The organism is Mangrovimonas xylaniphaga (genome assembly GCF_001280435.1).
Lineage (GTDB): Bacteria > Bacteroidota > Bacteroidia > Flavobacteriales > Flavobacteriaceae > Mangrovimonas_A > Mangrovimonas_A xylaniphaga.
Genome location: NZ_LBIP01000013.1, coordinates 1,383,244 through 1,397,445, shown reverse-complemented (window position 1 = coordinate 1,397,445; position 14,202 = coordinate 1,383,244). Strand labels below are relative to the sequence as shown.

Genomic DNA, 14,202 nt, shown 5'->3' with positions numbered 1-14,202 from the left:
TAAATGATGGAGACTAAGTTTAGATGTCAATTTGAGATATGGAATTACACCTTATTTATTTTTATAATAATATTCTTTTATTTAGGGGATGCTTTAAGAAAGATTGCTCATCATTTTGAATGGGTATTTTATAAATACACGACATTATCTAAAATAATTGCTCTAGTTTTAATGATATCCTTTGTGTTTATTTATTGGAAAAATTATATCAATCAAAAAAAGCTGGTTTTATATATTTTAATTTTAATTGGTATATATGTCTTAGGACAATTTTTTTTAATAGGGCTTGATAGAATTGAAAACTTTACACAAAATTTGGAATTTTTGGGAAAATACTTATACTTTCCAATCTTCTGTGTTGTTTTTTATCCACTAATTGGAAAGGGTGATTATTTAAATAAAGCCTTAGTTGTTTTTGAAGTTATCTTCTTTATTAATGTTTTTTTTATATTCTATGGATTTCTAACGGGGTCAGATCTTTTTAAAACTTATTATTATGGCTCAAGATTAGGGTACAATGGTTTTTTCGGTAAGAGTGGTCAAACAAGCTACTACTTTATTATTTTATTGTTTTACTATTATAGAAGGTTAATGATAAATTTCAATAAATTGGATTTAATTAAACTATCCATATTGATTTTATCTTCATTCTTAGTAGGCACTAAGAAGATATTCTTTTTTATCCCTGTCTTTTTAATTTATCATCTGTTAACCTCGAAACTCACTAGAAAAAAGGTTCTTGTATTTATTGGTATAGCTGGTTCTATATTTACTATTTTATTTTATGAGAAGCTTAAGGTCTTTGCAATAGAGATTTTTAGGTTATTTTATAAGATATATGAAGAGAACGGTTTTTTATCCAGTTTGACGTCATATAGGAATGATAAGTTGGTGGAAACATTCAAATCTTATGTTGGTCCACATTGGAGTTTATCTAATTATTTTATTGGAGGCGGTAGTTTTCAAGATTACTTATACATTTCTGGAATGGATTTGATTGACCTATATCTTTTTTTTGGAGTTGTGGGCTTATGTATTTACGCTATTATTTATAGAAGGTTTTTAAGGTTTGATTTTAAAGATAGTTTCAATATTCTTTTTGTGGTGACTATTTTCACTATGGCATTTATATCTGGAGGCTTCTTTTATGAGCCAAGTGTTAATTTGCTGTTTTTTTTAATTGTTCCTATTTTGAGTAAATTGAAAATTTCAAATAAAGTTTGTTATTAGCTGAGTTAATATCAAAAGTTTTTAAACGGCTTTGTTAGCTTAAAAATTTAATAAATGTAAATTTGCTTAAAATTTGTAATAAATTGCCACGAAATTATAGCCAAAACATGATATCATCTTTCTTACTCACTATATAAAAGAATTTTTGTTATCTGATTTTTTAAATAGTTGAATATGAAGTTGTTTTTTGTCTTTCCTTTGTCTGGACCTAATAATGGTGTAAAGGTTATTTCAAACTTTATTTTTCATGGGTTTTTGGAAAGGTATAAATTTATCTTGAGGAAAATTGATACTGCTCAAGCAAACAACTTTAATAGTTTTGGGAAATTCAGTTTTAAAAAGGTGATGAATATATTTTCTCTTCTCAAGAAAATATATAGTATTTCAAACGAAGATGTTGTCTATTTAAATATCACACCTAAAGGATTTGCGTATTATAGGGACTTGATACTTTTGTTTTGTTGTTTTAAAAGAACTGAGAATATTACACTTCATATCCATGCTAATGGGTTGGAAAAGAAAATAAGCTTTTATAACAGGCATTTGTTTGCTAAGTCCAAAATTATCGTTATCAATAAAAGGCAAATGGAATTAATATCTCCATTTTGTGATAATGTTTTTTTAGTGCCCAATGCACTTCCTGATAATTATTGTGGTGATAGACTATCAGTGAAAAAAGAATTAGGAATTCGTTTTATTTTTATATCTAACCTTTCAAAGGAAAAGGGAGTTGGTAGATTAAGAGATATATGTAAGGAATTATCCGATAAAAATGTTCATTGTGAATTGAATGTGTTTGGAGGCGCACTTTCTGAAAATGATCTCTTGGATGTCAGGGAATTGGGTTTGAGATATTCCTTCTTTAAATATAATGGTCCTATATCTGATGAAAAGGAAAAAAATGAAATCTTAAAAGAAAGTGATGTTTTACTTTTTTTAAGTGATGAAAATTATGAAGTTTATCCTTTGGTTTATATTGAAGCATTAATGAATGGGCTTCCAATTATAAGTACCAACCAAGTGGTTATTGAAGATTTACTGAATTTGGGAGTAGCAAGTGTGATAGGTGAGGATTTGAGTGGGTTTGACAAAGCCTTGAGTTGGTTGGGTCAAAATGAAGAGCTTATTAGTTTAAAAGAAAAATGTAGAGAAACTTATTTGAAAAATTATTGTTTTGAGGGTTTTATGAATAAAATTGAAAATATTATAGTTCATGAGTTTTAATAAGGATGTGAATGTTTTAGTTGTAACTCATAATCATGTAGAATACATTCAAAAGCTGATAGATTCTTTATTGAGGATAGGTGTCGATAAAGTATTTTTTTGTGATGCATTATCCACAGATGGAACAGCGGAGATTTTACTAGATAGCCCATATGCTTCTAATGTTTTAAAAAAGGATAAGTTAGAAAGTTTTTCAAGAAACAATAATGATTTAATTAGACATTTTAATTTAGATTCAAAATGTTATTTGTTGTTAAATCCAGACACTTATTTTGAAGAAGACTTTATAAGTCCTCTTTATGAAGAGATGGAAAAGAATGAATCCATAGGTATTATATGTCCGGTTATAAAATACCCAAGCGGAGAATTGCAAATTTCTTGGAAGAGCTTTCCTAATTTTAGACAAGTTATTTTAAAAAGAACAGGTGTGCTCAAATCAAAAAATGAAAAATTTATGGAGGGACCAAATATTGATTGGTGTCTTGGAGCCTGTATGTTAATAAGTAGTCGTCTTTTGAAAAGTGATAAGACATTATTGGATGAAAGGTATCGATTATATTGTGAAGATATTGATATATGTTTTGAATCACATCAAAGGGGTTTAAAAGTAATTGGTTTCTCAGGGGCTGAAATTACTCATCATCTTAATGAAACAAGTGCTAAAAATATTTTTAGTAAATATAACTTATGGAATATTTCGAGTATAGTCAAATTTATATTGAAGTGGAACATAAGTTATTTTAAAAGTTAAAACCTAATTTGTTAAATAGTTTAGTTGCTATATCGCGAATTATACGGAAATATCAATCTGTTTTTGTTATGGAAGAGAAATTTAATTTTTAAATCATAAGCTTCATGGTTGGCTGAATTAATTATTTTTGTGAAATATTTAAGTACTTAAATAATTTGAACACATTTAAACAAGGACGATATTCAGGCTATCTTAGACCAATCTCATACATAATAGATTTGACTATTATTAATGGATTTGCCATATCTATCTTTTTTAGGCATATCGATCCATTTTTTTTTACAATCATAATTTCTCTTTCATGGGTGATTTTGTCTGTTGCTTCAAGGTTTTATGAAGTATATCGCTATACTAGGGAGGTGACTATTTTGTCAATGATCATCAAACAATTAGTGTTGTTTGGATTATTGATGTTTGCTTTTTCAGGATATAATTATGAATTCAATTTGCACCCAAAAACAATTATATCCTATGTCTTTATCGTGTTTTTGTTGATATCAGTATTTAAATTCACGATTTATTACTTGCTGCAAAAGTATCGTGTGTCGTTTGGAGGAAATTTTAGAAATACAGTCATTTTTGGAGCCAATAAAAAAACCTTGGCACTTGAGGGGTTTTTTAATAAAAATCCAGAATATGGTTATAAGCATAAAAAAACCTTTTCTTTCAAGGAGAAAAATGCAAATGCATTAGAGGAAAGTTTTCAATATGTGTTAGATGAGGGGATTGATGAGATTTATTGTTCTATTTCGGAATTGAGCAATAACCAAATTAATGAAGTCGTAGATTTTGCGGATAACAATCTTAAAATCCTCAAATTTTTACCAGACAATAAGGAAATATACTCTAAGAAATTAAAGTACGAATATTATGATTACATCCCTATTTTGTCCTTGCGGAATATCCCTTTGGAAGAGTCTATAAATATGTTTGTAAAACGTGGGTTTGATATCCTATTCTCAAGTTTAGTGATTGTCTTTATCCTTTCTTGGTTAACTCCATTAATAGCCATTTTAATAAAATTGGAATCCAAAGGACCTGTATTTTTTAAGCAGTCGAGAAATGGATTTAATTATAGGGAATTCGATTGTTATAAGTTTAGGTCGATGATGCCAAATTCTGATGCACATTTGTATCAGGCCACTAGAGGAGATCAACGCGTAACTAAGGTTGGAAAATTTATTCGGAAAACTAGTATTGACGAATTACCTCAGTTTTTTAATGTATTGTTTGGAGATATGTCGGTGGTTGGACCAAGACCACATATGGTAAGCCATACCAATATGTACGCCAAAAGAATCGATAAATTCATGGTACGCCATTTTGTGAAACCTGGTATTACGGGCCTGGCTCAAATAAGTGGGTATAGAGGTGAAGTGGAGACTGACAAGGACATTATTGGACGTGTTAAATACGATATATTCTATATTGAGAACTGGTCGATTTTCTTGGACTTGAAAATTATCTTTAGAACATTTTTAAACGCTATACAGGGAGAAGAAAAGGCCTATTAAAGGATCTTGCTTAATTGGTTTAATTGTGTGCTAAAATCAAAGGCACTGATTGCTTGTTGTTGGATGCTGACTTTATGATCAAGTGTAAGGTTGTCCTTTTTTAGAGTTGAAAGGACATTGTTCAATGTTTCGTAGTTGCCTGAGGGCGCAATCCATCCCAAATTATTTTTGCTAATTACAGCTTCTCCTTCACCTCCACCAAAATATAGCATTGGAAGCCCCAACCTGGCATATTCGAAGATTTTTGAAGGTACAGAACCATAAATCCTATTGAGAAGCGGGATGATGGTGATATCGTATTTCAAAAGTTCCTGATGCAAAAGGCTTCGTTCAATTTCTCCGTGGAATGTAATAGGTAATTTTGGGTTGTTTTTGATAAAAGTTTCAATAGCTTCCTGTTCGGCACCGGCCCCGTAGATGTGAAACTCGATATTGGTATAATCCAAATTGGCACAAAGTTTATGAATGCCTTGAGCAATACCCAATAAACCCGCATAGACCATTTTTATCTTTGGACTTTCATAGGAATTGATCGGTATTTTAGGAGGAATAAAATCCGGGTAGTTTCGATATAGAAATGTTTTTTTAATCGGATATATAGAAGTGATATGTGTTAGAATTTCATTGCTCTGCCCTAATATGAAATTGGCATTTCTATAATTAAAGTGCTCTATCCATTCTAATAGCCTGTAGCTCCAATTCTTTTTAAATGCTCCCAGTTCCAAACCTGCGATAGGCCATAAATCACTAACATTTAAAATCAATTGACGTTTTTTGTTACGAAGAAAAAACATGCAAGTGAAGGCTACTAATAATGGAGGGGATTGAACAATTACCCTTTGGGGAATCTTGTTCCAAATGAAAAACCATATCAGACTAAAACTATAGGAAAGCATGGCAAACAACCGTAAGAGTTTATTCTTGGAATTGCTGGCGTAAATCCACAGTCTGTGTACTGTTATTCCGTTTTCTTTTGAAGTGTGCTTAAAATGCCCTTTGTAGCCTTCAAAGATCTTGCCTTTGGGGTAGTTGGGTAGCGGGGTTAAAACTGATATATGAAATCCTCTTTTTTGAAGTCCTTCTGCCAAATGAAAAATCCTGTTGGAAGCGGCTCCGGTTTCGGGAGGGAAGTAGTTGGTAATAATTAAAATGTCTTTGCTCAAAGCTGGTAAATGTTGATAAGGTGCTCGATGATACGTTCAGCGGTTTTGCCATCCCATAATTCTGGAATGGTTGTGTTTTTCCATTTGCCAGAAAGAAGGGTTTGGAAGGCAGTTTCAATTTTTTTAGGATCTTTTCCCGCTAATACATTAGTGCCAAGTTCACAGGTTTCGGGACGTTCAGTATTTTCTCGCAAGGTTATACAGGGAACGTTCATTACAGTGGTTTCTTCCGTGATGCCACCGGAGTCTGTTAAAACGGCCAAAGCATGTTTTACCAAAAAATTAAATTCCAAATATCCCAAGGGTTCCACAAAGTGAAGGTTGGGAGCGTTAATGTGCATGGCTTCCAAAACCTGTTTTGTTCGTGGGTGTACTGGAAAAATGATAGGGTAATTTTTTCCCAAATTTGTAATAAGGGAAAGCAAGTTCTTTAGTTCTGCTTGTTCGTCAACATTGCTCGGTCTGTGAAGGGTTAAAGCCAAATACTTTTTAGCTCCTAGATGTAATTGGTCCCATAATTCTGGCTTTTGAAATCGAGCTTCATTTTTTAGAAGCGTATCAATCATCACATTCCCTACAAAATAGATTTTTTCCTTTGGAACCCCTAATTGTTTTAGGTTGTTATTGGCGTGTTTTGAAGTAGTAAAAAAGTAATCGGTTAAACTGTCGGTGACAATACGATTGATTTCCTCTGGCATGGTCATGTCTCCAGATCGGATACCTGCCTCTACATGGGCCACACTAATATGTGCTTTTTTTGCCACAATGGTACAAGCCATGGTTGAGGTAACGTCTCCCACAACCAAAACTAAATCACATGGATGCTCTTTTAGTTCCTTTTCAAAACCAATCATAATGGCGGCAGTTTGCTCTGCTTGGGTACCACTTTTAACTTCCAAGTTGCTGTCGGGAAAAGGTATGTTAAGCGATTCAAAAAAAGTGTCACTCAAATTTTTGTCGTAGTGTTGCCCAGTATGTACCAAACGGTAATGGATATCTTTTCCTGATTGCTTGCTCTTTTGAATGGCCGCAATAATTGGGGCTATTTTCATAAAATTAGGGCGGGCTCCCGCCACTATGGTAATTATCATGCGTGTTGCTTTACTTGTGATGTAAATTGTTTGAGTTTGCCGCTTTTGGAGCGTTCCAAGCGTTCCTTTCTTTCAAATTGGATATGGAGTCCTTTTTCCAAATAACGCTCCATTTGCGTTCTGATAATTTTGGTTTTTTCAGTTGATAATGGATTGCTACTAACATAAAGTATTTTGAAAGTTTCAGGGGTTATCTGTTCTATGACAAATTCCTTGACGTTGCCATCATCTTCGATAATACTTTTGGTGATATAATAAAAAGTCAAACCTGCCGCTACCTTCCCACTAGGTAAAATGGCAAAATCATTGGTTCTTCCTGTTAACTGTTTTAAAATGGGTTTTTGAATGGTGGATTCAGGAGAAAGTGCGCCAATGTCACCAATATCGTATCTGATAAAGGGATGTGCCTTGTTGTAAAGAGAGGTGATGACGATGCGTCCTTCTTCTCCTAAAGGTACATTTTGGTTGTTTTCATCCAAAATTTCTACAAAAAGGGTTTCGCTATTCACCTGCCATTCTCCTTTTGGATTTTGAAAGGCAATTAAATCCAATTCCGAAGCGCCATATTCGTTTACCACTGGAACACCAAATTGCGTTTCCAACAAGGTTTTGTCTAAATCAAATAGCATCTCTGAAGTGACCACACAGGCATTTAGTGATGGACAAACAGATTTCAAATTGATGTTTTTTCGTTGAAGGAACTTGGCAAATTGCACAATGGGGCTGGTGTAGCCGTTGATGTATTCAAATTTGGTATGTTCAAATTTTTTCAGACAGGCTTCCAAAGCCTGATCACTCATGTCGAAAACCGAAAAACGGTAACGATTTCCAAGATAATCCTTAAAGCGTTCTTTGTAATAATTTTTTTTGTCCAATGGAATACCATAAAACCTAGCCTGTTTCGAAGAGTTGAAATCCAATCCATGCCATCCAAACCTATTTTGAATTACCGCCCAAGTTAGTGCATGACAGAATTTGTCCTTGGCAAAAATGAAGGGATCCCCCGAAGATCCTGAGGTCTTGTTCACATAAACATCTTTTATGGCAAATCCTTTAGATAAGCGGTCTTCCAAAGGTTGTTGTAGATCTCTTTTGGTTATGATTGGCACTGTGTTCCAATAATTGCCAGAAGCTCTTTTGGCAAATGAACGATAAAATGGATTGTGCTTTACATGATATTCAAAAATGGCTTGCTTTCTATGGTCCAAATAGGCTTCGAATTCAGGTTCGCTGTACTGTTGAATTTCTCTTAGGGTCATACGTGCCCTTTGAATGGGAAATCCGTTAAGTTGCAGGGAAAGATCAAATAAATTCAAACGAAAGGCGCCTTAGATGTTTTTGTAAAATAATTATTTTTTAAGCGCAAAAGCAATTATTTTTGCGGCAAACAACAAAGATCATGACTATTTTAATTCTCGGTTCAGGCGGGAGAGAACATACCTTTGCCTGGAAAACAGCCCAAAGCCCTTTATGTACAAAACTTTATGTAGCGCCAGGTAACTCTGGAACTGCCGATATTGCAGAAAACATAAACATTGGTGTCACCGATTTTCCGGCCATTAAGGAATTGGTGCTTTCCAAAGGAATCGAAATGGTAGTTGTTGGTCCAGAAGACCCATTGGTACAAGGTGTCCATGATTTCTTTTTGAATGATGAGGAACTTAAAAATGTGCCAGTAATTGGTCCTGAAAAAGCGGCAGCAGAATTGGAAGGCAGTAAGGAATTTGCCAAAGAATTTATGATGCGTCACAACATTCCAACGGCAGCTTACCAAAGTTTCGATGCTAGTACTGTTGAGGAAGGTTTCAAATTCTTGGAATCCTTGCAAGCTCCTTATGTATTGAAAGCTGATGGATTGGCAGCCGGAAAAGGTGTGTTGATTTTAAACGACCTTGATGAAGCCAAAGCCGAATTGAAGAGTATGTTGGTAGATGCCAAATTTGGAAATGCCAGTGCTAAGGTGGTGATTGAGGAATTTTTGGATGGTATAGAATTGAGCTGTTTCGTTTTGACCGATGGAAAGAATTACAAAATTCTTCCAACTGCAAAAGATTATAAGCGTATTGGAGAAGGGGATACCGGACTTAATACCGGAGGTATGGGAGCCGTGTCGCCAGTGCCGTTTGCTACCGAAGAATTCTTAAGCAAAATAGAAGAACGAATTGTTAAGCCTACTGTAGAAGGTCTTCAAAAAGATAACTTGCCTTATAAAGGATTTATCTTTATCGGTTTGATAAAAGTTGGGGACGATCCAAAAGTGATTGAATACAATGTGCGTATGGGAGACCCAGAAACCGAAGTGGTGTTGCCAAGGCTAAAAAATGATATGGTTGAAATTTTCAATGCCATTGCCAACCAAACCTTGAATGAAATTACCATCGAGATTGATGAACGTGCAGCGACAACCGTAATGTTGGTGTCTGGTGGATATCCAGAAGGATATGAAAAAGGAAAGGAAATTACTGGTTTAGACCAAGTAGAAGATTCTATTCCGTTTCATGCTGGAGCTGACTATAAAGATGGAAAAGTAGTGACTACTGGAGGGCGTGTGATGGCTATTACCAGCTATGGAAATACGTACAGTGAGGCACTAAAAAAATCTTATCAAAATATAGATAAACTACATTTTGATAAGATGAACTATCGTAAAGATATTGGTTTCGACTTATAGGAAGGAGTGAGAGCTGATGCTCTTATCTTCTTCGTTGTTGTCGTTAAAGGATTTCAATTGTTTCATCCAGTAACCAAAAGCAACAAAACCAATAAGGATAAAAATCCAGGACATTGTGTTGGCTGCGAACCAGTTATCCAATTCTAGAGCTCTTAAAGCATCTAATGGCTTGAAAAGCACGTTAACGAATAAATCCTGAATTGCGTAAAAAAAGTCTTTCATGTGGTATAGTTTAAAACTCGAGAGAGCTTAAAAGATTATCAATATATTTACGGGACAAAATTACATTTTTTTCATTTTAATTTTAAAAAATAAGAAAAGAATGTTGAAAAGGTCAATCTAATACTCATTAACCGAAAAGGAAACACGAACATTATTGATGGTATCCAGTTTTTTTAGCAAAGCAAAACCCATACATTTTGTGGTGGTAAGTACGGCCTTGTGTATTGCCTTTGTGATGACAAAACTGTTCATGGTTCATGAGCCTTTTGGGGTATGGGATGTGCTCAAGCAAGTCCTAATTTTCGGGGTGTGCCTGTTCTCCATTTTTATATTCGATTTTTTGTCGGGTAAAAACGATCTGACCAAAAAGAACAGTTTTAAAATCTTGTTTTTTACGCTGTTCTTCATGATGTTGCCCGAAACGTTTTTGAATTCAAAAATCCTTTTGGCGAATTTGTTTATCCTCTTGGCTATGAGACGGATTATAAGTTTGCGTTCCAAAAAGGATGTGAAAAAGAAACTATTTGATGGGGCTTTTTGGATTAGTCTGGCCACACTGTTGTATTTCTGGTCTTCTCTTTTTTACATTTTGATTTTTGCTGCCTTGTTTTTGTACTCCATAGCAGATCTAAGGGATTGGATCATACCTTTGGTCGCCGTTATTACTGTAGCTATGATAACGGCAAGTGTATTGGTACTTTTCAACACCGATTTGCTCTCTTACATAGCAGATATGGATATGTCCATAAGCTTTGATTTTTCAAGTCTGAATTCAAAGCACATTATTGTGGCGGCTACCATGATGCTGTCCTGTTTTGTGTGGGGGTCTGTGTATTACCTTAAAAATATTGCTACAAAGGCCAAAAGTTACAAGTCGGCGTATATATTGGTTTTTATTGCTACCATCATTGCTTTGACAATTTTGGTAATCGCTCCAAAGAAGACAGGAGCTGAGTTTATTTTCTTATTTGCGCCATTGTCCATTATCCTTTCCAATTATATGGATGTAGTAACCGAAAAATGGTTTAAGGAAATTTTTCTGTGGATTTTAATATTGACCCCAGTAGTAGGTTTAATTCTGTAATTTCTGCCCAAAAGCCAAATCCCCGGCATCGCCTAATCCCGGTACTATATATCCATGACTGTTTAGTTGATCATCAACGGCTGCGATCCATAAATGTGTGTTTTCAGAAAAGTGCTCAGTGACGTAATGGACTCCTTCTTTGGCGCCAATAACACTTACCAGGTGCACTTCTTTTGGAGTGCCGAAAGGTTTTAGGGCTTCATAAGTGGCTACCATAGATTGTCCTGTGGCCAACATAGGGTCGGCTAGAATCAGGGTTTTGTTGTTCAAATCTGGGCAGGCCAAATATTCCACAATAATTTCAAAGCTTTCAGGATTTGCTTTATGATGTCTATAGGCAGAAATAAAAGCATTTTCGGCCTTGTCAAAATAGTTTAGAAGGCCATTGTGCAAAGGAACTCCAGCGCGAAGGACGGAACATAGAACAATGTCGTTACTCAATAGGTTGTTTTTGGAATTACCTAATGGGGTCGTAATAGTTTTTGGTTCATAGTTCAGGATTTTGCTTAATTCATAACCCAAAATTTCCCCAGTACGTTCAATATTGCGTCTAAAGCGCATAGGATCTTTTTGGATGTCTACATTCCTCATTTCGGCAATAAAGCTGTTCAAAATGGAATTCTCTTTTGAAAAATCGTGGATTTGCATAGGGTGTTTTCTAAGGTGTTTCTTGATTCGATACTGTCGTATAAAAATAAGGGTTTTGTTCCAAAATTGCTACTTCCAGTTTTTTGGAGGGGACGCGGTTTTCTTTGAGGTTTTTTTAACAGATTTTGGTTAATTAAGTGTGTAAAATTGCGTTAATTTGCACCTCATTTAAAATTAATCTAAATAAGAATAAGAATTTTTGATATGAAACATCTGCTGTATCTCATGTCGATTGTTTTTGTGTTGTTAACAACAAATAGTTGGGCTCAAATTTCCGAGACAGCCAACTTATCTGGTCAGGTGACTGCTGATGATGGAGAGCCTCTTGTAGGTGTGAGTGTGGTTGTGTTGAAGGCCGGGATTGGCACTTATACGGATGTTGACGGATTCTATAAGTTAACCAATATCCCTACGGGGATATACAGTGTTCAGTTTAGTTATGTTGGTTTTACAACACAGACCGTAATTGTCGAGCTACAGTCAGGTGAAGCGTTGACAAAGGCGATTGTGTTAACGGAAGACGTAACACAAATCGATGAGGTTACAGTTAAGGGCTTATCTAAAGTTCAAAAAGTAAAACAAGAGCCTTATAGCGTTAAAGCAATTTCAGCGGAAACCTATTATAACCTTTCAACTGATGTTCAGAGTATTTTGGGCCGTGTAGAAGGGGTTAATATTCGCGAGGAAGGTGGTTTAGGGTCGGACTCTCAATTTTCGTTGTTCGGTTTTTCTGGAAATCAAATAAAATTTTTCATTGATGGGATTCCTATGGATAATTATGGTTCGTCCTTGGGTTTAAATACCATTCCTGTAACTTCCATTGAAAGGATAGAAGTGTATAATGGCGTTGTTCCGGTGTATTTGGGTACGGATGCTTTGGGCGGTGCTGTAAATATTATCACCAAACAGAATAGTAATTTCTTAGATGCCGCCTATTCTTTTGGTTCTTTCAACACCCATCGCGCAGCAGTAAACGGAGCGTACACCAACAGCGAGACTGGATTTACGGTACGTGGAAATTTCAACTTTAATTATTCCGATAATGATTATGAGGTTTTAGCAGATATAACTGATGTCAACGGGAATATAGAAGATACGCGTTGGGTAGAACGTTTCCACGATACTTATAAATCGGGAATGGCTAAAGTAGAAGTTGGAGTGGTAGATAAAAGCTATGCTGATCAATTGTTAATTGGGATAACAGCGGCCAAAGATGAGAACGATGTGCAAACTGGCGCAACCATGGAAACCGTATACGGAGGTATAGAGCAAAATAGCGAATCGGTAATTTCTACTTTAAAATATAGAAAGTCGGGATTGTTTACAGAGCATTTGGATGCTAGCTTTTATGCGGCCTATAATGCTACTCGAACACATAATTTAGACACCTTAACGGGTGTGCGTTACAATTGGTTGGGCACTCCTATTAATACTGGGAGCACAGAAGGTGAGCAGGGAAATAGAAATGATGAGACTTTAACAGATAACGAATTCAATACCCAGTTAAATCTCGGGTATCAAATAAGCGAATCCCATACTTTAGCTTTTAACCATGCGCTTCAGTATTTCCATCGTGAAATAGATGATGTTTTAAATCCTGACAAACCGGAAAATCAGTTTCCAAAGTCTTATTACAAAAATAACCTAGGGGTTTCCTACACTTTTAGTCCAAACAAAAAATGGAATGCCACGCTGTTTGGAAAAGGGTATTTTTTAAATGTTGAAACCAGTAAACAATATGATTTTGGTACTCCTAACGTAAGAATAGATTCTTATAAAAATTCGAAAAATGCTTTTGGATATGGTTTGGCGACCACTTATTTCTTGTTGGAAAACCTACAGTTAAAAGCGTCTTATGAGCACACTTACAGAATGCCTGCTCCAGAAGAAATATTTGGGGACAACCTGTTTGTAACGGCTAATCCAGAGTTGGGGCCTGAGCAAAGTGACAATTTTAATTTTAATGCGAAATGGGATTTTGAGCCTGCAGAAAACCACAATGTACAGTTGGAAGGTAGTTTTATTTATAGAAATGCCTCCGATTTAATTTATCAGAGAGTAACGGTAGCGAATCCGCAAACCAGTTTTGCAAATTTAGCTGAAGTGAGAACCCTTGGTTACGCCGGGACGCTTAATTATAAATTTAAAGATTGGTTGCGATTGGGAGGAAATATTACCTATCAGGATATTACAGATCAGGCAGATTTTGTCTATAACGATTATGCAGGCCAGCAAACAAATTTCCAGAAAGGCTTCCGAATTCCTAACACGCCTTATTTGTTTGGTAATGTAAATGCTGGTGTTGATTTTAAGGATGTTGTAATAAAGCAATCGCATTTAAGTGTCAATTATTTTTTCAACTACATCAACGAATACTTTTTAAGTTGGGCGGAATATGGATCGGAGGATTCCAAGAAAATTATTCCTGAGCAGTCTTCACACGACTTGGCCGTTAGCTATAGCCTCAAAGATGGCAAATACAATTTCACTTTAGAATGTAAAAACCTAACAGATCAGATGCTGTTTGACCAATATAAATTACAAAAACCGGGGAGGGCATTCTATTTAAAATTCAGATACGCTTTATAAATACAGAACAATAAT

General features: G+C 35.1%; 12 protein-coding genes. 7 read left to right on the top strand and 5 right to left on the bottom strand.

Annotation, left to right across the window (positions count from 1 at the left end; translation table 11 throughout):
• Positions 1–3 precede the first annotated feature (3 nt).
• The 4 genes from ZA06_RS06200 to ZA06_RS06185 all read left to right on the top strand — a co-directional run bounded on the left by ZA06_RS06200 (position 4) and on the right by ZA06_RS06185 (position 4,719).
• Entirely contained in the window at positions 4–1,230 is a 1,227-nt protein-coding gene (locus ZA06_RS06200; protein WP_157503117.1) for a hypothetical protein, read from the top strand.
• Between the two features lie 174 nt (positions 1,231–1,404).
• Positions 1,405–2,454 carry a glycosyltransferase gene (locus ZA06_RS06195; protein ID WP_053976506.1) on the top strand — a complete coding sequence of 350 codons (1,050 nt, stop codon included), beginning with the start codon at positions 1,405–1,407 and terminating at the stop codon, positions 2,452–2,454.
• Entirely contained in the window at positions 2,444–3,205 is a 762-nt protein-coding gene (locus ZA06_RS06190) for a glycosyltransferase (protein ID WP_053976505.1), read from the top strand. The genes ZA06_RS06195 and ZA06_RS06190 overlap by 11 nt, the downstream gene beginning before the upstream one ends.
• A gap of 212 nt (positions 3,206–3,417) precedes the next feature.
• Complete coding sequence (locus ZA06_RS06185) at positions 3,418–4,719, top strand: undecaprenyl-phosphate glucose phosphotransferase (RefSeq protein ID WP_240472229.1); 1,302 nt, start codon at positions 3,418–3,420, stop codon at positions 4,717–4,719.
• On the opposite strand, the gene ZA06_RS06180 is transcribed toward ZA06_RS06185, so the two are convergent.
• The 3 genes from ZA06_RS06180 to ZA06_RS06170 are packed head-to-tail and all read right to left on the bottom strand — an operon-like array spanning position 4,716 to position 8,232.
• Positions 4,716–5,882 (bottom strand): glycosyltransferase family 4 protein, encoded by a 1,167-nt coding sequence (locus ZA06_RS06180; RefSeq protein WP_053976503.1) that lies wholly within the window; start codon positions 5,880–5,882, stop codon positions 4,716–4,718. The two genes, ZA06_RS06185 and ZA06_RS06180, sit on opposite strands and share 4 nt — an antisense overlap.
• Positions 5,879–6,973 carry a non-hydrolyzing UDP-N-acetylglucosamine 2-epimerase gene (gene wecB / locus ZA06_RS06175; protein ID WP_053976502.1) on the bottom strand — a complete coding sequence of 365 codons (1,095 nt, stop codon included), beginning with the start codon at positions 6,971–6,973 and terminating at the stop codon, positions 5,879–5,881. Before wecB ends, ZA06_RS06180 begins: the two co-directional genes overlap by 4 nt.
• A complete protein-coding gene (locus ZA06_RS06170; RefSeq protein ID WP_240472212.1) occupies positions 6,970–8,232 on the bottom strand; it encodes a phenylacetate--CoA ligase family protein in 1,263 nt (420 codons plus the stop codon). Before ZA06_RS06170 ends, wecB begins: the two co-directional genes overlap by 4 nt.
• Before the next feature lie 140 nt (positions 8,233–8,372).
• On the opposite strand from ZA06_RS06170, the gene purD reads away from it, so the two are divergent.
• Complete coding sequence (gene purD, locus ZA06_RS06165; RefSeq protein ID WP_053976500.1) at positions 8,373–9,644, top strand: phosphoribosylamine--glycine ligase; 1,272 nt, start codon at positions 8,373–8,375, stop codon at positions 9,642–9,644.
• On the opposite strand, the gene ZA06_RS06160 is transcribed toward purD, so the two are convergent.
• Positions 9,639–9,866: a DUF6341 family protein gene (locus tag ZA06_RS06160; RefSeq protein ID WP_053976499.1), complete on the bottom strand. Its 228-nt coding sequence runs from the start codon at positions 9,864–9,866 to the stop codon at positions 9,639–9,641. The two genes, purD and ZA06_RS06160, sit on opposite strands and share 6 nt — an antisense overlap.
• 157 nt (positions 9,867–10,023) lie before the next feature.
• Here ZA06_RS06160 and ZA06_RS06155 point away from each other — a divergent pair, with 157 nt between their 5' ends.
• Complete coding sequence (locus tag ZA06_RS06155) at positions 10,024–10,950, top strand: DUF6427 family protein (RefSeq protein WP_053976498.1); 927 nt, start codon at positions 10,024–10,026, stop codon at positions 10,948–10,950.
• Here the strand turns inward: ZA06_RS06155 and upp are convergent.
• Positions 10,939–11,598 carry a uracil phosphoribosyltransferase gene (gene upp, locus ZA06_RS06150; protein ID WP_053976497.1) on the bottom strand — a complete coding sequence of 220 codons (660 nt, stop codon included), beginning with the start codon at positions 11,596–11,598 and terminating at the stop codon, positions 10,939–10,941. The genes ZA06_RS06155 and upp overlap by 12 nt on opposite strands.
• Positions 11,599–11,802: 204 nt before the next feature.
• Here upp and ZA06_RS06145 point away from each other — a divergent pair, with 204 nt between their 5' ends.
• Positions 11,803–14,187, top strand: coding sequence for a TonB-dependent receptor (locus ZA06_RS06145; protein ID WP_053976496.1), 2,385 nt, complete (start codon positions 11,803–11,805; stop codon positions 14,185–14,187).
• Positions 14,188–14,202: the final 15 nt, after the last annotated feature.